Here is a 19,577-nt window from a genome sequence, read left to right as displayed (position 1 = left end):
GGTATTATCTTAATTCTGCTCCTAATTTACTTTCAAAGTTTTCTTGAAACTTCCGCATTATCTTTTCAATTTGTTCTTCTGTTAAGGTGGCAGCATCTGATTTTAAAGCAAAACTAACCGCATATGATTTTTTACCATTAGGTAGCTTATCTCCGGTGTATACATCGAATAAATTTACCTCTTTCAAATACTTTTTCTCCGTCTCAAAAGCAATATCATAAAGGGCTTTAAAACTTACTTCATGATCAATTAAAAGTGCAAAATCTCTTTTTACTTCCGGGAACTTTGATATTTCTTGATATATTATTTTATTGTTTTGTAGCAATATCAAAATAGCATCCCAATTAAAATCAGCGTAAAGTACCTCATGCTTTAAATCATATTCTTTCAATATTTTTTTATGAACTAGACCTAAATTTACGAGTTCAAGCGTTTCGGCTTTTAGAGACAATCCTTCTGAGAAAATAGTCTCTTTTGTAGGTGATGTGGTAACAGTATGGATGCCTAACCTTTGTAAAATGCTTTCAACAGTAGCCTTTAGGGTAAAAAAACTTGTTTTTTGTGTTGTATTAGTCCAATTATCTTCGTTTTTATTTCCTGTAATAAAAAGACCTAAATGCTTGTTTTCGATAGTTTTATCATGGTACTTATGGTAGGTTTTTCCGAATTCAAATAATTTTAAGTTTTGCTTTTTTCTGTTGCTGTTATACACTATCGTTTCTAAACCAGAAAAAAGCAAGGATGTTCTCATCACTGCTAAATCGTTACTTAAAGGATTTAGTATAGTGATTGGTTGTTCTTCTTTAACATCTTGACTTAGTGTTTGTTTCGAATGTGCTGAAAGACTATTGGTCATAATTTCAAAGAAACCCTTTGCGGCTAAAAAATTGCCAATAATGCGTTGCACTTTATAATCTTCAAAAGGTTTTGTATTGGCAATTGAAGCATTTAATTTCGTGCTAAAAGTTATGTTATTGTAACCGTATACTCTAAGTAATTCTTCAATGACATCAACCTCACGACGAACATCCACCCTATAAAATGGGATAGTTAAACCAAGGCCAGACTCAGTTACATTGTTTAATTTAATTTCTAAAGAGGCAAGAATAGATTTAATAGTGTCTTGAGGTATTTTTTGTCCAACAAGACTATTTATTTTTTTATAGGTTAAAAATACCTGATGATCGTCTTTTTTGTTGGGATATAAATCAACGATATCCGAAGTAATATCGCCTCCGGCAATTTGTTGGATAAGGATGGCTGCTCTTTTAAGGGCGTATTCAACATTATTTATGTCGATACCTCTTTCAAATCTAAACGAAGCATCTGTAGAAAAACCGTGTCTTTTTGATGTTTTGCGAATAGTAACGGGGTCAAAATAAGCACTTTCTAAAAATATGGCAGTAGTTTGCTGGGTAACGCCAGAATTTAAGCCACCATAAACACCGGCAATACACAAGGGCTTTTCAGCATCACAAATCATTAAGTCATCTTCGTGCAATTCAATTTCCGAGCCGTCTAATGTTGTAAAATTAGTTCCGGTTGGGAGCGTTTTTACACTAATTTTTTGATCCTTAATTTTGTTGGCGTCAAAAGCATGCAAGGGTTGTCCTAATTCATGTAAGACATAATTTGTGGTGTCAACTATATTATTAATGGGTTTAAGACCCAAAGCTTTTAAGCGATTTTTTAACCAATTTGGAGATTCTTGTACTGTTAAATTGCTAATAGTTAATCCACAATATCTTGGCGCAAGTTTATTATCTACTACAGCCACGTCTATTTTTAAGGACCTGTTAGAGACTGAAAAATTACTAACGGAAGGAGTTATTAATTCTATCTGAACCTCTTTTTGTTTTAAACCGGCTTTTAAATCTCGTGCTACTCCCAAATGACTCATAGCATCTGCTCTGTTAGGTGTTAGGCCTATTTCAAATACTAAATCATTCTCTACTTCAAATACAGTATCAAGAGGAGTGCCCGCTTTTAGGTCACTACTTAAAACTAATATTCCATCATGACTAGTGCCTAAACCAATCTCGTCTTCAGCGCAAATCATTCCAAAACTTTCTTCACCTCGAATTTTACTTTTTTTAATGGTCCACTCTTCACCTTCGGATGAATACAGCTTTGCTCCGACAGTAGCCACGGGTACTTTTTGTCCTTTAGCAATGTTCGTTGCGCCGCAAACTATTTGCACTGGTTGCTCCAAACCAATATCGACCATGGTTAGGTTTAGCTTGTCTGCATTACTGTGTTTTTCACAAGATAAGACATGACCAACAACAACTCCTTTTAAGCCCCCTTTAATGCTTTCAAAAGGAAAAACGCCCTCAACCTCTAAGCCTAGATCCGTTAATAGTTCAGCAGTTTTTTCAGCTTCCCAGTTGATTTGTAGAAATTGTTTTAACCAATTGTAAGAGATTTTCATTAATTCGATTTTATAAAGCCTTTGTTGGCATTTTTTTATTTCAGTGCATTACCAAGCATTTGCTGTGAACTAATGCGTTCTTAAAAGGCTCATAGTTGTTTTGCGCCTATGTGTACTCCGCGCTAAACGCAATAAAAATATTGTTTTAGCAGTCGACAAATATAAAACAATGTGTTTACACATTCAACAGGTATTTTATTCAAATAAATTTTATTTTTAAAATTGTAAATTTGCCCTATTAAAATTATAATCATGATAAGGTATTGGTTTTTTGCGATTTTTATAACTTTTTCAGTGCTATCCTGTAGTGAAGAGCCTGCCGCTATATCTGAAGGTATTTGGTTGGCAGAATTACAAGTTATGGATGACGAAAGCTTACCTTTTAATTTTAAGTTAACAAAGGAAAATGGGGACTACAGGGCTGAAATTTATAATGCAAGCGAAGTTATTCGTGTTTCTGATATTGCTATTTCGAACGATTCTATAACCTTATTTTTACCCGTTTTTGAGGCCTATTTAAAAGGGGTTTTTACGCCTAACACTATAGATGGAGTTTTCTATAATGAATCTCTAGACAGGACATTAAATTTTAAAGCTACTTTTGGTAAAACAGATAGATTTTCTACTAATAAACAGTCTAATCAATTAATTTCAGGGGTTTGGGAAACTCGTTTTGGTCTAAATTCCCCAGAGGAATATGTGGGTAAAGGAATATTTGTTCAAAATGAGGATAAGGTTACTGGAACATTCCGAACTACAACAGGTGATTATCGTTTTTTAGAAGGTATTGTGACCGGAGATTCTTTAAAGTTATCGGCCTTTGATGGTTCACATGCTTATTTATTTTTAGCAAAAATAAAAGATACTATTTTAGAAGGTTTTTTTTATAGTAGTAAGGATTTTAAGAAGCCCTTTATAGCGAAACGAAATGAAGTTTTTGAATTACCCGATGAAGATGAATTAACCTATCTTAAACCAGGTTCCGAAGGCTTTGATTTTTCGTTTCCAAACGAAAAAGGTACCTTAATTTCTTTTTCTGATCAGCAATTTAAGGGTAGGCCATTGGTGGTTCAAATCATGGGTTCTTGGTGTCCAAATTGCCTCGACGAAACAAAATTTTTGGTGGAGTTTTATAAACAGAATGCTGCTTTAGATATAGCTATAGTAGGGCTGGCTTTTGAGCATGCAAAAACAGAAGAAAAGGCATTTGCCAGTATTAAAAAATTAAAAGATAGAGTAGGTGTTGAATATCCAATTTTGTTGGCCCAGTACGGGTCCGTTGATAAACAAAAGGCACAAGAAAAACTACCCATGTTAAACCATGTTTTATCGTACCCAACCACTATATTCATCGATAAGCAAGGTAAAGTTCGAAAAATTAAAACAGGGTTTAATGGTCCGGCTACGGGTGATAAATATTTGAGTTTTAAAAGTGAATTTGATGCATTTGTAAGGATGTTAGCCAGCGAATAAAAAATGCCTTTTAAAAAAGGCATTAGGCAATTATAAGTTATTTATTTTTTTATATGATTGTAGATTTCCCTAAACCTATGTTTTCGTAATTCATACTTAAGCTTTCATCAGTATCTACAATATTAGAGGCTATAAAATCTCCTACCGCCGAAGTTCCATGTTTGCTTTTTGGATTGATGTCAGGGGTTACTATATTTTTATGTAAAGATTTGTTTACTGCCGATACAACAGCTCTTGATTCTTCTTCCAGTCCAAAATGTTGCAAGAGCATAGCAGTGGAGAGAATAGTGGCTATAGGATTAGCGATATCTTTGCCTGCTGCCTGTGGATACGAACCGTGAATCGGCTCAAACATAGCAATACCATCACCAATAGATGCTGAAGGTAATAAACCAACAGATCCGCCAATGACACTCGCTTGATCAGAAATAATATCACCAAATAAGTTTGGTGCTAAAATCACGTCAAATTTACTAGGGTTTAAAATCATTTGCATAATGGCGTTATGTAAAAAAATACACTCCAGCGCTACATCAGGGTAACTTTCACTAATTTTTTTAACGACTCTACGCCATAACCTAGAGGTTTCTAAAACATTTGATTTATCAATCAGGGTTAATTTTTTCTTGCGTTTTCTTGATGCTTTAAATGCCAAATGTGCCACGCGACTAATGTCGCTTTCGGTATAGGTGGCGATATCAGTAGCCGTGGTGCCATCATCGCTTAATTGATGATCTCCGCAATAAATGCCACCAGTAAGCTCTCTGTAGATCACAAAATCTGTTCCTTTTAATACCGCTTCTTTAAGTGGAGATTTTTTTAAAAGGGTCGGAAAAACAGCAACAGGTCTAATATTTGCAAAAACACCTAATTCTTTTCGCAATTCAAACAATCCATTTTCAGGTCTCACTTTCGCATCAGGGTTATTGTCGAATTCTAGCGCTCCGATGGAACCAAACAATACCGCATCTGATTTGTGGCATAATGCTATGGTTTCTTGACTTAAAGCCTCGCCAGTTTTGTATATAGAAGCAGCTCCTATAAGTCCGGTGGAATAGGTAAATTGATGATGAAAAGTTTCTTCTACTGCCTGCAAGCATTTTACAGCTTGAGCCACAACTTCTGGGCCAATTCCGTCACCAGGTAAGAGTGCTATGTGTATATTCATTAAGCGACTTTTTGTATTTTAATTTTACTCGTTTCAATTATTTTATGAATATCCTCGTCAATAATTTCTTTCTTAACATCGGCATAAATCAAAAACTCATCATAAACGGCATCTAACTGAACTTTTGTAAGTTCGTAGCCTACAATTTTAGCTCTATAGGCTAGTGCAGCTCTTCCGCTGCGCGCTGTTAGTACTATTGATGACTCGTTCACACCTACATCCGCAGGATCTATAATTTCATAGGTTTCTCTATTTTTTATCACGCCGTCTTGGTGAATACCAGAACTATGTGCAAATGCATTTGCCCCGACTATAGCTTTATTTGGCTGTACAAGCATGCCCATTTTTTGAGAAACCATTCGACTTGTTTCATTTAACAACCTACTATTAATAGTCGTGTCTAAGTTTAATGTTGGGTGTTGCCTTAAAATCATGACAACTTCTTCCAAAGCCGTATTGCCAGCACGCTCCCCAATGCCATTTATAGTACATTCTATTTGGCGCGCACCGTTAATAACACCCGCGATAGAATTTGCTGTTGCCAAGCCTAAATCATTATGACAATGGCAAGATAGGATAGCTTTTTCAATTCCTTTTACATTTTCACGCAAATATTTAATTTTCGCACCATATTCTTCAGGCAAACAATAGCCTGTAGTATCTGGGATATTAAGAACGGTAGCTCCAGCTTTAATCACTGCTTCACAAATGCGAGCTAAAAATTCATTTTCAGTTCTACCAGCATCTTCCGCATAAAACTCTACATCTTCTACAAAAGTCTTTGCATACCTAACAGCCTCAATGGCTCGTTCAATAATGGCCTCTTTATTTGAATTGAATTTAAATTTTATATGCGATTCAGAGGTGCCGATACCGGTATGAATTCTAGGATGTTTTGCAAATTTTAGCGCCTCGGCGGCAACTTCAATATCTTTTTTTACGGCTCGTGTAAGACCGCAGACCGTCGCATTTTTAACTATTTTTGAAATTTCCTGTACAGAATTAAAATCTCCAGGACTAGAAATAGGAAAACCAGCCTCAATGACATTAACACCCAATAATTCAAGTCTTTCTGCAATGACTAATTTTTGTTTCGTGTCTAATTTACAGCCAGGCACTTGTTCTCCGTCTCTTAAGGTGGTATCAAAAATTTGTACTATATCTTTGCTCATTATATTTGCGTAGTTTTACTCGTTGTTACGAATATAGACTTAGCTTAGTATTTCAATATTGACATTAAAAAATCATTACAACGTTTAGTTACTTTTTAAGATGTTTAAGTATTTGAAAAACAAGGATTTAAATAATAATTTTTACGATGACAAATACTAATAAAGATTCCTTATTTGTTCTGATTAAGTCTCTTTCAAAGTCTGAAAAGAGACAATTTAAATTATACGTCGGTCGCTTAGGTGTAAATACGGATGCTAAATTTTTAGCGCTTTTTAACCTTTTAGACAAGGTTAAAGAGTATGATGAAAAAATAATTTTAGACACAGCAATTGTAAAAAAGGCACAACTTTCGAATCTAAAAGCCCATTTATACAAGCAAATTTTAGTTAGTTTACGTTTAAATCCTGTAAACCAAAATATACGCGTTCAGATTCGGGAACAGTTAGACTTTGCTACCATTTTATATCAAAAAGGATTGTATAAGCAAAGCTTGAAAATTTTAGATAAGGCAAAGTCTATCGCCATAGAAAATGAAGAAAAAAATATTGCTTATGAAATTGTTGAACTAGAGAAGGTCATAGAAACACAATACATCACAAGAAGTATCCCTGATAGAGCTGACGAATTGGCCATTCAAGCAAAAGAGCTTTCGGCTCAGAATGTTATGACCAGTAAACTATCTAATTTATCGCTACAATTATATGGGCAGATGCTTAAAATGGGCTATGTACGCAGCGATAAGGATTACCAATTTGTTAAAAAATACTTTGAAAGTCATTTGCCAAAATACAAGATTGAAAAGCTTGGTTTTCGTGAAAAGTTGTGGTTGTATAAATCTTATTTATGGTACAGCTTTTTAACACAAGATTTTTTATCCTGCTATAAATATGCCAGTAAATGGACTGATTTATTCTATGATAATAGAGAAATGATTTTCTTAAATCCTGTATTTTATTTAAAAGGAAACAATTATTTATTAGAGTCACTATTTTATGTCAGGTATAGTTCCCAATTTAAAGAAACGCTTGAGAAGTTAGAGGAAACCATACACGATGCTAATTTTCCTCAAAACGATAATGTTACTTCCCTAGCATTTTTATACATCAATAGCAATAAGTTAAATCTTCACTTTCTGGAGGGTACGTTTGAAAAAGGCTTGTATTTGGTAAAAATTATTGAATACGGTATCAATAAACATAAAGATCGTTTTGATGAGCACCATATTATGTTGTTCTATTACAAAATTGCTTGTTTGTACTTTGGCATAGGAGATAATAAAACCTGTATTCAATATTTAAAAAAAATCATCAATAACAAAAACCTGAAAATGCGTGAAGACTTAATGTGCTTTGCACGTGTTTTAAGCCTAGTAGCACATTACGAGGCAGGAATGGATTATCATTTAGAAGTGCAATTAAAGAGTACCTATAAGTTTTTATTAAAAATGAACGATTTGCATGCGGTTCAAAAAGAAATGATTAAATTTTTAAGAGGATTGGGAGATATTTACCCAAGCGACTTAAAAAATGAATTTCAGAAATTGTATAACCAATTAAAAAAGTATGAAGATCATCCCTATGAAAAAAGGGCTTTTTTATATTTAGATATTTTGTCTTGGCTTGAAAGCCATTTAGAGGGAAAACCAGTGGGACAAATTATCAAGGAAAAAGCAAAATTACTAATGCGATAATTTTTTTTGAAGAATTCGAATCACTTACGGCATCTTTTAGAGATAAATATTGCCATGCTTTTTGTGAGCACATCTGGAGCTTTAGGAAGGTACATAGATTTACCGATACCTGTAACAATAGCTTTGCGAGCATTATTAGCCTTGATTTTTTTACTCTTGTATTGTAAGTTAAAGGGAATATCACTGCGCGTAGAGAAAAGACATATACTACCAGTTGTAACTAGTGGTTTATTAATGGGCGTGCATTGGCTTAGTTATTTCTATGCCTTGAAGCTTTCTAATGTAGCCATTGGCATGATATCGTTATTTACGTACCCAATACTTACCGCTTTTTTAGAGCCCTGGCTGTTAAAAACTAAATTGCAGAAGGTTCATTTGGTATTGGGCCTCATGGTCTTAATAGGAATTTACTTTTTAGTACCCAATTTTGATTTAAAAAATAACGGTACCCTAGCGGTAGTAGTTGGTATTTTTTCGGCTTTAGCATATGCTTTACGAAATATTGTTTTAAAAACTAAGGTTTCTGATTATAACGGTTCCATGTTGATGAGTTATCAAATGGGTGTCGTTGTAGTTTTCTTGTTCCCGTTCATTTTTACCGCAGATATCGTTGAAATTACGTCACAATGGGAAGCAGTAGTGGCATTAGCCTTCCTGACCACCGCTGTGGGTCATACGATGTTTTTAAATAGTTTTAAACACTTCTCGATTACCACAGTAAGTATATTAAGTAGTATTCAACCTATTTTTGGGATTAGCATTGGTGCTATTTTTTTAAGCGAAATCCCTAGCCAAAATACAATAATTGGTGGCGTTTTGATTTTAGGCTCCGTTATTTTTGAAAGTATTAGAACTTCGAGGTTGCAATCTTAATTTTAAGGTATAAGCTAAATACGATATACCATATAATTCTTTAGGTGGTAGCCTCCAAGCTATCCTATAGTTTTTCAAAGATGGATGCTATGGTATCTTCTAAACGTTTACAGCGGTATGTTCTGTTCAAAAAATAGGAGATCTTGGTATATTCTGGATGTTAAACGTATAAAATTCACAAACAAGCGTTCCAAATAGCCTCGTTTGGCGGTGCTGCTAGTAATTGAATAAGTTCTTTTTTAACAGGGTGCTCAAAGGATAGCGTTCGGGCATGTAGATGAATACTTCCATCCTTGTTACTGCGGTCTGCACCATATTTTAAATCGCCCTTAATAGTGCATCCGATGGCAGCTAATTGTGCTCGAATTTGGTGATGACGACCTGTTTGAAGATCTATTTCTAATAAAAAATAGTTATCTAATTTTTTAAGAAGCGTATAGGCTAAGACGGCTTTTTTGCTTTCTGAAACTTCTTTTTTATGAGCGTAAGATTTATTTTGACTCGTATTTCGCTTTAGCCAATGGGTTAAGAGCTCTTTCTCCTTTGGTGGTTGATTCTTAACAACAGCCCAATAGGTTTTTTTTGCTTCTTTATCAGCAAATAATTTATTGAGACGTGGTAAAGCTTTGGAGGTTTTTGCGAAAATTACAATGCCCGAAGTGGGTCTGTCTAACCTATGGGTTACTCCTAAATACACATTCCCAGGCTTATTGTATTTTATTTTGATATATTCTTTAACGACCTCGCTTAATGGCGCATCGCCTGTTTTATCCCCTTGAACTAAATCTCCAGGTCTTTTATTGATGGCAATTAAATGATTGTCTTCATATATAACTTGAAGATTTTTGGGTGTAGAAATTATTTTGTCGTCCAAATTAAAATGCTTGTTCGTTGATGGGTTTCTGGTTTTTGATTCGTGACTAGTAGCAAACACAATCCTTCATCATATCCTTTGTAGATATTTTGAAAAAACCAATGGATACATTATGATATGAATTCATTGCCCCATTAATACTGTTCTTCATCACTCGGAAAATCTTTAGATTTAACATCGGCAACGTAATCAGATATGGCTTTTTCCATTTCTTCAAACAAGTTCATATACCTACGTAAAAATCTAGGATTAAACTCTTGAGTTAAGCCCACTAAATCGTGGACTACAAGTACCTGACCGTCAACGCCATTTCCAGCACCGATACCAATAACAGGAATCGTTAACATTTCAGCAACTTCTTTGGCTAATTTTGCAGGTATTTTTTCTAAAACTAAAGCAAAACAACCTGCTTTTTCTAGCAATAATGCATCTGCTTTTAATTTTTTAGCTTCCTCTTCTTCTTTTGCTCTAACGGTGTAGGTGCCAAACTTATAAATCGATTGTGGTGTTAAACCTAAATGCCCCATCACAGGAATTCCTGCATTTAAAATACGTTTTACAGATTCTTTAATTTCTATACCACCTTCAACTTTAACGGCATGTCCGCCGCTTTCTTTCATGATTCTAATGGCTGAACGCAGGGCTTCTTTAGGGTCACTTTGATAACTACCAAAAGGAATATCAACCACAACGAGAGCCCTATCAACAGCTCTTATGACAGAAGAGGCATGATAAATCATTTGATCTAAGGTTATAGGCAGTGTCGTTTCATGGCCAGCCATAACATTACTGGCAGAATCCCCCACTAAAATGACATCCACATTGGCCGCATCGACAATCTTTGCCATCGAATAATCGTAAGCGGTTAACATTGATATTTTTTCACCGTTTTTTTTCATCTCAATGAGAGATTTCACAGTTACTCTTTTGTATTCTTTTTTTGCTACAGACATGAAGTGTATATTTCGAATGCTAAAAGTAAGGAAATTGATTTGTTTTAAAGAACTCTCTTTTTCTTCTCTTGTTATTTTTTTTAGGTATATTAGAATTTAAGTTTGTTTATTGATAACTCTTAAAGTAGAAAAGATGCGATATGTTTGGGTTTTATGTATTTTATTTAGCTGTTTTACCATAGCACAACAAAAAGAAAAGGATGCTGTTAAGGCTAGTATAGAACTTTTTTTTGAAGGTTTTCATGCGCAAGATTCAATGATGATAAAAAGTGTTTTAGCCCTAGAAACGGTCATGCAAAGAATAGGAGAAGATGCGGTGGGTAAGGCTATTGTAGTACCTCAAAAGATAGGTGCATTTTTAAAATCGATCGTCAGCATTCCTAAAACAACAACATTTCAAGAGAAAATAATGTCGTATAATATTCAAATTGACGGGAATATGGCGAATGCTTGGACACCTTATGAATTTTGGCGGAATGATACTTTTAGTCATTGTGGGGTAAACTCCTTCCAATTATTTAAGGATCAAGAAACCTGGAAAATAATTTATATTGTCGATACGCGGAGAAAAGAAAACTGCAGTAAATAATTTTTAAATTTCAGGCCCCAGGTAAATAACAAAAAAAATCCCTAGGCGATGGCGCTAGGGATTTGTAACAAAATTTAAAACTTACTTCTTTTTTTTTGCTCTTTTTTCTTCTTTTTTCTCTTTAGCCGTTTTAAGTGGCTCTTTTTTGACATTCTTTTTAGCGTCTTGACTTTTTGCCATTTTTGTTATGTTTAGAATTAGTATGTTGTTTTTTTAAAGTAAATATACATATGAAAATTATAATTTAATCTTTCGTAGCGTTTTCAAAAGCTTTTAAACCTCCTACAATAGGAAGCGTTAATTGCGTATTGTTGGTATCGATGGTCAGTGCTGTACCTGGTTCTGGTAATAGCGTAAACTCACTATCGCTAGAAAAAATTAAGAGCCCAATCTGTTGACCCGGTGCAATAATCTGATCATCAGGTTGTAATTCAAAAGAAAGATCATAAAAATTACCAGGTTCTAAAGGTTCACTTTCGGAAATAGAGGTGTAATTTTGAGGATCCGCCCAACCACGTGTGATGATATTATCAGTTATTTTAGCATCCTTATCAGTATTCCAGGGCAATGAAACGAGATACACAGAAAAGTTAGCAGCGGGCTTGCTAAGCGCCAACTTTACACTTAGTTGAGCAACACCAGAAATATGCAAAGAATTTTTGAGTATTGGCGTTAAAAACAAAAGTCTGTTTTTTGAACTTCCTGTTTGGGCCATGGTGTTTGCAGGAACAGTATAATCGTCAAAAATAGTTTCTGGATTATTATTTTTATTGACAGTGGTCGTCAGTTTTCCAAAATTTGGAGCTCCATTTTTTACATATAAAGTAACAGGGGCAGCGTCTGGGTTCGGATATTCATCGTAGGCCGTTGGGTTGCTTTGTTCGTCATTTTCACGTACGATCCAAGCTCTTTTATCATTTTCTACGCCATTATCTACCCCATGTAAATAGCGGGTAAACCAACGATTCATCATGCTCATTGGTGGCGGTCCTCCATGACCATTTTGGTGGTAATAGATTTGTGACGGAATTTTTTGTTCTTTAGCAGCTTTATAAATGCTATAGCTATGCTCTGGCATCACATTCCAATCGTTGAACCCGTGCGACATTAAGAGGGCTGCTTTCATGGGCCCCATTTGATTCAAATAATCACGGCCGGCCCAAAATTCATTATAATCACCGGACTCTCGGTCCATGCCATTAGCCATTTCGGTATCCCGAACGGTTTTATTATTGTAAGCGCGTTTACTTTCGTCTCCACTGTGAATAAAATCATATAATACATCGATATCTTCACCTAAATAGCCACCAGGACTACGCACCAATCCGTTGGAACGATAATAATGGTAATAGGAGGTATTCGGTGCAATTGGGATAATAGCTTCTAAACCTTCAACTCCGGTAGTAGCAGCAGCCAAGGGAAGCGTACCGTTATAAGATGTTCCTGTCATGCCCACTTTTCCTGTAGACCAATACGCAGTCACTTCTTCATCACCGTCTGGAGTGGTATAGCCTTTACCGCGACCACAAAGCCAATCAATTACGGCTTTAGGTGCAAGAGATTCATTTTCGCCACCAACGGTTGGTGCACCTTGTGAAAGTCCCGTTCCGGGAGAAGACGAATGTACTACAATATAGCCTCTAGGCACCCAATTTTTGACTTCAGAGTTCGAAATAATTGGGCGTTCTCCTCTGCGAACTACTTCAACTTGGGTACGTGGCTCGGCTTTCTCTCCTAGCTCATGCTTTACGTTCCAAAAAAGGCCCTCTACATTTCCTGCTGTACCGGCATAATAAGGGCTAGTAGCATAAATTACAGGGAGTTTTAAACCTTCAGAATCTGTTTGTACAGGACGTGTAACATCTACGTGCATTCGATCTAGTTTGCCATCGCCGTCGGTATCAAAACTTGTTTCCACCCAAAGGTCATGACGCACCCAAGTGTCGGGCGTATCGAAAGCCGCAACAACTTGTGCTTCGCCGTTTTCAAAAATAGGTTGAATTTTATCGGATTGCGCTACACCAGCAATGGATAGTAAGGCTATAAAGCTTGTACTGATAATTTTAAATGGTATGGAAAGACTCTTTTTTATACGCATATTTAGTTTTTACTTTTATACTTTTTATAAGTAGGAAACAAGATAGTTAATTTTTTAAACCTGTCCATGAACTAATTTAAGATCCTATCATTTTTGTTCAGTTAATTCGATGCCAAGGACCTTAATTTATATTAAATTAATTAGCAGTCACTTAAAAACACCCCTACAGCCAACCCGCCTTCTGATGTTTCTTTGTATTTGGAGCTCATATCTTTTGCGGTTTCCCACATGGTTTTTACCACCTTATCAAAAGGTACTTTAGCATCTTTCGGGTCAGAGCCTAAAGCTAGTTCTGCCGCATTAATGGCCTTTATGGCACCCATAGAATTGCGTTCAATACAAGGAATTTGAACGAGTCCGCCAATAGGATCACAGGTTAAACCTAGGTGGTGTTCCATGGCAATTTCAGCCGCCATAAGCACTTGTTCAGGAGAGCCGCCTAATAATTCTGTAAGTGCACCCGCTGCCATAGCGGAAGAAACACCGATCTCTGCTTGGCAACCACCCATCGCTGCGGAAATGGTAGCTCCCTTTTTGAAGAGACTGCCAATTTCTCCAGACGTCAACAAGAATTTTTTAATGTGCTCAAAATTTGCATCATGGTTTTCAATAACCAAATAATACATTAATACCGCGGGGATAACACCAGCACTACCATTCGTAGGTGCCGTAACCACACGCCCCAAAGAAGCATTAACTTCATTAACAGCTAATGCAAAACAACTTACCCATTGTAAAATTTGCCTAAATTTAACTTCTGTTTTTCGTATGGAAGCTAACCATTGTTCTGGGTTTTCATACGGATTATTTTCTTTTAATTTTTGATGCATATCAAAAGCGCGCCTGCGTACATGAAGTCCACCGGGCAAAGTTCCCTCCGTATGGCAACCTGTGTACATACACTCTAACATAGTATCCCATATGCGATGTAATTCGCGATCTATTTCTTGGTCTGTTCTCAAGGAACGTTCATTTTCAAGGACAATGTCAGCGATAGACTTGTTTTCAAGTTCACACAGGGCTAGTAATTCTAGCCCTGAAGTTGCCGGATACGGAAATGTTTTAAACAATTCAATATTTTTCTTAGCTCTTTTTCGTTCCTCTTTGACCACAAAACCACCACCGATTGAGTAAAAGGTCGCTTTCTTCTTTTTCCCAGAATTTAAGGTCGCTTCAAACATCATTCCGTTCGCATGAAAGGGCAAAAATTCTCTTTTAAAAACAATGTCTTCTTCTGGATTAAAGGGAATGGTTTTTTTACCATTAAACTCAAGTTGTTTTTCCTCCTTTATTCTCGAAACTATGAGACCAATATTTTCAATAGGGATGTATTCAGGATCTTGACCAGACAAACCTAACATGATGGCATAATCTGTTGCGTGACCTTTTCCTGTTAACGACAAGGAGCCATAAATATAAATTTTTATACGTGTAACATCATCAAATAATTGTGCTGCTTCCAGTTCCTTGATCCATTTTTCTGCTGCTCGCCATGGTCCTAAGGTGTGCGAACTCGAAGGTCCCACACCAATTTTAAGCATATCAAAAGTACTTATCGACTCCATAAAAAAGGTATAATGTTAAAAATGCAACTTTACGGACTAAAAGTACTTACTAATTTCACAATTATAAAATTTATTAGTGAAACTCTATTTTGAAAAATACCACGCTCATTATTTTCACCTGGTTTCTTGTGCTGAATAGTCTATTTTTTATAAAGGAGTTCAAATGATTCTTAGGCTAGCGTCAAAAATAATTTCAAGTACTCGTTGTGTGCTTTTTATGATGAAATTTACTTAAAAAGTACGTATATTATATGGCTATGCCCAGTATTCGGTTTAAATTTGCTAAAAGGTTTATCCTAAGAAATGACCTTCATCATTATGGTTTTCTACGCTATTCAAAAGAATAGGATGTACCCCTTAATGATTGAGCATCACAAGAGCTCCAAACGGATTATTCATCTTGATTTTGAAATGAGGGCAACACTAAACTTGGCGAATTTTAGATTAAAATAAGTAGTTGTGATATTGAAATCGTTTGGCTTGGTAATACTATAGCGTATAGCGAATTAATTCATAAGGTATAAAAACAAAAGAAATGAAAACACTAATTTTAATGCGACATGGAAAATCTTCTTGGGATTATGCTGTGGATGACGCCGACAGACCCTTGCAAGAAAGGGGAATTACCGACGCCTATTTAGTGGCACATAAGTTTAATCAACTTCAACTGCCTATTGATGCCTGTTATTCTAGCCCTGCAAATCGCGCATTACATACTGCAATGATTACTAGCAAAGTATTAAACTTGCCACTTCATAAATTTTATGTTACAAAGGAGCTCTACGATTTTTCAGGAAATTCAGTGGTGGAATTTGTAAAAAAATTAGATGATAAATTAAATACCGTGCTTATATTTGGTCACAATCACGCTTTTACTGAAATTGTGAATAAATGGGGTCATAAAACCATCGATAATCTGCCTACAGCAGGTTTAGTGGTATTAAATTTTGAACATGATAATTGGGGGACAATTGCTAACGGGAAAACCAAAACAGTGATAGTTCCAAAACAACTTAGATAATGATTAATACTAAAAATAAATACATAAATAGAGAAATTAGCTGGTTACAGTTTAATAAGAGAGTGCTTCAAGAAAGTGCGGATAAAAAGGTTCCATTAATTGAGAGACTTCGTTTTTTAGGTATTTTTTCTAACAATTTAGATGAATTTTTCAAAGTACGTTACGCTACTGTAAAGCGAATTGTGGATGCTGGTAAAACGGGTAAAAGTGTTTTAGGCGGTGAGATTGCTAAAGATCTATTGGAAGAAATAACCAACACCGTAATAAAACAACAAACGGAAAGTTTAAAGATTTTGAAAGAAATTGAAAACGAACTTGAAACTAAAAATATTCATATCATTAAGGAAGATGAACTAAATACGTCTCAAGCGCAATTTGTAAAGAATTACTTCATTAATCAAGTGAGTCCTGTTTTAATGACGATTATTTTAAACGATTTGAGAGAGTTTCCCAATTTAAAGGACACTGCGGCTTATTTAGCTATAAAAATGGTTTTAAAAGGTGAAAATAATCAAACTAGGGGAGAGAACAAATATGCCTTAATTGAAATTCCAAAGGGAATTGATCGTTTTGTAGAATTGCCAAAAGAAGGAGAAAATAGCTACATTATTCTTTTAGATGACTTAATTCGTTATTGCCTTGCAAACATATTTAATATGTTTGAGTACACGTCTATTTCGGCTCACATGATTAAAATTACGCGTGATGCAGAGCTTGATATGGACAACGATTTAAGTAAAAGTTTTATCGAAAAGTTATCTTCTAGTGTAGAACATCGAAAAATAAGTGATCCCGTTCGTTTTGTGTATGATAAAAGTATCTCTAAAGACACGCTTAATTTTCTGAAAGAAAAAATGCTAATCGAAGATACGGATAGTGTTATTCCTGGAGGTAGGTATCATAATAGGCGTGATTACATGAATTTTCCTAGCTTAGGCCGACAAGATTTATTGTACGACAAAATTAAACCCTTACCTGTTAAAGGCTTGAGTTTAGAGAGTAGTATTTTTGAAAGTATCACCAAGAAAGATTACTTACAATATACACCCTATCATACATTTTCGTATATCATTAAATTTCTAAGAGAAGCTGCATTAGATCCTAAAGTACGTGCTATAAAAATTACCGTATACCGTTTGGCAAATAACTCTCAGGTTGCAGCTTCCTTAATTAATGCTGTAAAAAATGGGAAGCAGGTAACGGTTCAGATAGAACTTCAAGCGCGTTTTGACGAACAAGCGAATATTGAGTATGCCGAACAATTACAAGCCGAGGGAGTTAAACTTAAATTTGGAGTACCAGGCTTAAAAGTACATAGTAAAATTTGTTTAATTGAGCGTGAAGAGGGAGCGGATATTAAGCGATACGGTTTTATTAGTACTGGAAACTTTAACGAGTCTACGGCACGAATCTATACCGATTTTACCCTGTTTACGGCAAATGAAAATATTTTAAAGGAGTTAAATAAGGTATTCGACTTTTTTGAAACAACTTATAAAATCAACAAATACAAACATTTAATTGTATCACCGCATTATACAAAAAATGTATTTAAAAAATTGATCGACACAGAAATAGCGAATGCAAAAGCAGGTAAGGAAGCTTATATAAAAATTAAGATGAATAGCTTTACTTCTTATAAAATGGTAGATAAGCTATATGCTGCAAGTAGGGCTGGAGTAAAAATACAATTGATCATTAGAGGTATCTGTTGTTTAATTCCAGGCGTGAAAGGAATGAGTGAAAATATTGAAGCGATTAGTGTTGTAGATAAATTTTTAGAACATCCACGTCAATTTATTTTCGCTAACAATGGAAAGCCAAAGATTTATATTTCTTCTGCCGATTGGATGACGCGGAACATCGACTATCGCGTAGAAGTAGGTTGTCCTATTTACGATGAAGATATAAAGCAAGAATTGATAGATACTTTTGAGATTTCATGGAGTGATAATTTAAAAGCTAGACTTTTTTGTGAAAATCAAGATAATGCCTACCGTAAAATCAAAGGGCCAGAAGTAAGGTCACAATTTGCATTATACGAATATTACAAAGCTAAATTAGAATCTTAAATTTTAGAATTTGAAAGTAAGAAAATTTGCGGCTATTGATATTGGTTCTAATGCCATTCGATTACTGACCCATAATATTATTGAAGAAAAAAACAAAGTAACGCAATTTAGAAAAAGTGCTTTGGTAAGGGTGCCCGTTCGTTTAGGAGAAGATTCTTTTACGGTTGGTGAAATATCCGAAAGAAACGCGAATAGAATTGTGGACACCATGAAAGCCTTTAAACTTTTAATGGATGTTGCAGGTGTTGAAAATTATATGGCCTGTGCCACATCAGCTATGCGTGAGGCGAATAACGGACTAGAAATTATTCAACGAGTTCAAGATGAAGCCGGCATCCAAATAGATTTAATTGATGGTAAAAAAGAGGCTGCTATCATTGCGTCAACCGATTTAAAGCAACTGATGCAAAAAGACAAATCGTACTTATATATTGATGTAGGAGGAGGTAGCACAGAATTTACACTTTTTACGGAAGGAAAAATTAAAATATCAAAATCCTTTAAACTGGGAACTGTTCGTTTGCTAAATAACATGGTCGGCGAGGGTACTTGGCAAAAATTAGAAGATTGGATTAAGGAACACGTCAAAAACGTCCCCAATATTGCTATCATAGGCTCAGGGGGTAATATCAATAAATTGCATAAAATTTCAGGCCGTAAAGAAGGCGAGTCACTTTCTTATTTATGGTTAAAAGCGCAATACGCTTTTTTAGAAAGCTTAACCTATGAGGAGCGAATTTCAGAGTTAGGTTTAAATCCTGATCGCGCAGACGTTATCATTCCAGCGACAAAGATATTTTTACAAGCAGCAAAATGGAGTGGTTCAAAAATAATTCACGTACCAAAAATTGGACTATCAGATGGGATTATTAAAACCTTGTATTATGCCGGCAAATAAAACTATTTATCCATGAATACTTCCTGTTGTACCTAAATTTTTCATGATCGTAGCTTCGTATTGCAGTAAGTCATTCCATTTTTGATCTACTTCTTGGCGATCACCATATTGTCTGGCAAATTTCAAAAACATAGTGTAGTGGCCAGCTTCGCTAATCATTAATTTATGGTAAAATTCGGCTAGTTCTTTATCTTGTAATTCTTCCGAAAGTAGCCTAAAGCGTTCACAGCTTCTAGCCTCAATGAGGGCTGCGTATAAAAGCCGATGAACCAGCTGTGTAGTTCTACTTCCTCCTTTTGGAAAGAATTTTAATAACTCAATAACATACAAATCTTTGCGGTCTCTGCCCAAGACTTGTCCACGGTCAAGAATGCGGTCATGAACCATTTTAAAATGACCCATTTCTTCACGAACTAGTGCTATCATTTCTTGCACCAAATCAGTATATTCAGGAAAAGAAACAATTAAAGAAACAGCTGTGGAAGCTGCTTTTTGCTCACAATAGGCATGGTCAATTAGTATTTCATCAATATTTTTTTCTACAATATTTACCCATCTTGGGTCTGTTGGTAATTTTAAGCCTAACATTTTTAAAGTATTAAGTAATAAGTATTAAATATAAAGTTCAAGCGCAAGTTCAATAAATCATAAAGGATTAAAAAATTCGAAATTAAAAGTACGAAATACTTGAAATAGGGA

General features: G+C 35.2%; 15 protein-coding genes. 7 read left to right on the top strand and 8 right to left on the bottom strand.

What is annotated here, in order from left to right:
- Positions 1-4: 4 nt before the first annotated feature.
- The gene (gene pheT, locus GQ45_RS04340) at positions 5-2,431 is read right to left on the bottom strand and encodes a phenylalanine--tRNA ligase subunit beta (RefSeq protein WP_047415419.1); all 2,427 of its coding nucleotides are present in this window, start codon (positions 2,429-2,431) and stop codon (positions 5-7) included.
- 252 nt (positions 2,432-2,683) lie between these two features.
- On the opposite strand from pheT, the gene GQ45_RS04335 reads away from it, so the two are divergent.
- Positions 2,684-3,904 (top strand): peroxiredoxin, encoded by a 1,221-nt coding sequence (locus GQ45_RS04335; protein ID WP_047415418.1) that lies wholly within the window; start codon positions 2,684-2,686, stop codon positions 3,902-3,904.
- Between the two features lie 49 nt (positions 3,905-3,953).
- On the opposite strand, the gene leuB is transcribed toward GQ45_RS04335, so the two are convergent.
- Together leuB and GQ45_RS04325 are read right to left on the bottom strand one after the other, a co-directional pair.
- Positions 3,954-5,072, bottom strand: a complete 1,119-nt coding sequence (gene leuB, locus GQ45_RS04330; RefSeq protein ID WP_047415416.1) for a 3-isopropylmalate dehydrogenase — start codon at positions 5,070-5,072, stop codon at positions 3,954-3,956.
- A complete protein-coding gene (locus tag GQ45_RS04325; RefSeq protein WP_081980876.1) occupies positions 5,072-6,244 on the bottom strand; it encodes a 2-isopropylmalate synthase in 1,173 nt (390 codons plus the stop codon). Before GQ45_RS04325 ends, leuB begins: the two co-directional genes overlap by 1 nt.
- A gap of 146 nt (positions 6,245-6,390) precedes the next feature.
- Between GQ45_RS04325 and GQ45_RS04320 the strand changes: the two genes are divergently transcribed.
- Together GQ45_RS04320 and GQ45_RS04315 are read left to right on the top strand one after the other, a co-directional pair.
- On the top strand, positions 6,391-7,935 hold the full coding sequence (locus GQ45_RS04320) for a hypothetical protein (RefSeq protein ID WP_047415415.1): 1,545 nt from the start codon (positions 6,391-6,393) through the stop codon (positions 7,933-7,935).
- 6 nt (positions 7,936-7,941) lie between these two features.
- On the top strand, positions 7,942-8,808 hold the full coding sequence (locus tag GQ45_RS04315; protein ID WP_047415413.1) for a DMT family transporter: 867 nt from the start codon (positions 7,942-7,944) through the stop codon (positions 8,806-8,808).
- 175 nt (positions 8,809-8,983) lie between these two features.
- On the opposite strand, the gene GQ45_RS04310 is transcribed toward GQ45_RS04315, so the two are convergent.
- Together GQ45_RS04310 and panB are read right to left on the bottom strand one after the other, a co-directional pair.
- A complete protein-coding gene (locus tag GQ45_RS04310) occupies positions 8,984-9,682 on the bottom strand; it encodes an RluA family pseudouridine synthase (RefSeq protein ID WP_047420024.1) in 699 nt (232 codons plus the stop codon).
- A 134-nt stretch (positions 9,683-9,816) separates the two neighbouring features.
- Complete coding sequence (gene panB, locus GQ45_RS04305; protein WP_047415411.1) at positions 9,817-10,635, bottom strand: 3-methyl-2-oxobutanoate hydroxymethyltransferase; 819 nt, start codon at positions 10,633-10,635, stop codon at positions 9,817-9,819.
- Between the two features lie 133 nt (positions 10,636-10,768).
- Between panB and GQ45_RS04300 the strand changes: the two genes are divergently transcribed.
- A complete protein-coding gene (locus tag GQ45_RS04300) occupies positions 10,769-11,224 on the top strand; it encodes a 3-methyl-2-oxobutanoate hydroxymethyltransferase (RefSeq protein WP_047415409.1) in 456 nt (151 codons plus the stop codon).
- Positions 11,225-11,468: 244 nt separating this feature from the next.
- On the opposite strand, the gene GQ45_RS04295 is transcribed toward GQ45_RS04300, so the two are convergent.
- Both GQ45_RS04295 and GQ45_RS04290 read right to left on the bottom strand, forming a co-directional pair.
- Entirely contained in the window at positions 11,469-13,322 is a 1,854-nt protein-coding gene (locus GQ45_RS04295; RefSeq protein WP_081980874.1) for a Xaa-Pro dipeptidyl-peptidase, read from the bottom strand.
- 140 nt (positions 13,323-13,462) lie between these two features.
- Positions 13,463-14,887, bottom strand: coding sequence for an L-serine ammonia-lyase (locus GQ45_RS04290; protein WP_047415407.1), 1,425 nt, complete (start codon positions 14,885-14,887; stop codon positions 13,463-13,465).
- Between the two features lie 535 nt (positions 14,888-15,422).
- Between GQ45_RS04290 and GQ45_RS04285 the strand changes: the two genes are divergently transcribed.
- The 3 genes from GQ45_RS04285 to GQ45_RS04275 are packed head-to-tail and all read left to right on the top strand — an operon-like array spanning position 15,423 to position 18,878.
- Positions 15,423-15,908, top strand: coding sequence for a histidine phosphatase family protein (locus tag GQ45_RS04285; RefSeq protein WP_047415405.1), 486 nt, complete (start codon positions 15,423-15,425; stop codon positions 15,906-15,908).
- Entirely contained in the window at positions 15,908-17,980 is a 2,073-nt protein-coding gene (gene ppk1 / locus GQ45_RS04280) for a polyphosphate kinase 1 (RefSeq protein ID WP_047415403.1), read from the top strand. Before GQ45_RS04285 ends, ppk1 begins: the two co-directional genes overlap by 1 nt.
- 10 nt (positions 17,981-17,990) lie before the next feature.
- On the top strand, positions 17,991-18,878 hold the full coding sequence (locus GQ45_RS04275) for a Ppx/GppA phosphatase family protein (RefSeq protein ID WP_047415402.1): 888 nt from the start codon (positions 17,991-17,993) through the stop codon (positions 18,876-18,878).
- A 6-nt stretch (positions 18,879-18,884) separates the two neighbouring features.
- Here GQ45_RS04275 and GQ45_RS04270 read toward each other — a convergent pair whose 3' ends face one another.
- On the bottom strand, positions 18,885-19,466 hold the full coding sequence (locus GQ45_RS04270) for a tRNA-(ms[2]io[6]A)-hydroxylase (protein ID WP_047415400.1): 582 nt from the start codon (positions 19,464-19,466) through the stop codon (positions 18,885-18,887).
- Positions 19,467-19,577 lie beyond the last annotated feature (111 nt).

This window comes from Cellulophaga sp. Hel_I_12 (assembly GCF_000799565.1).
Lineage (GTDB): Bacteria > Bacteroidota > Bacteroidia > Flavobacteriales > Flavobacteriaceae > Cellulophaga.
This window is presented reverse-complemented; position numbering and strand designations above follow the sequence as displayed.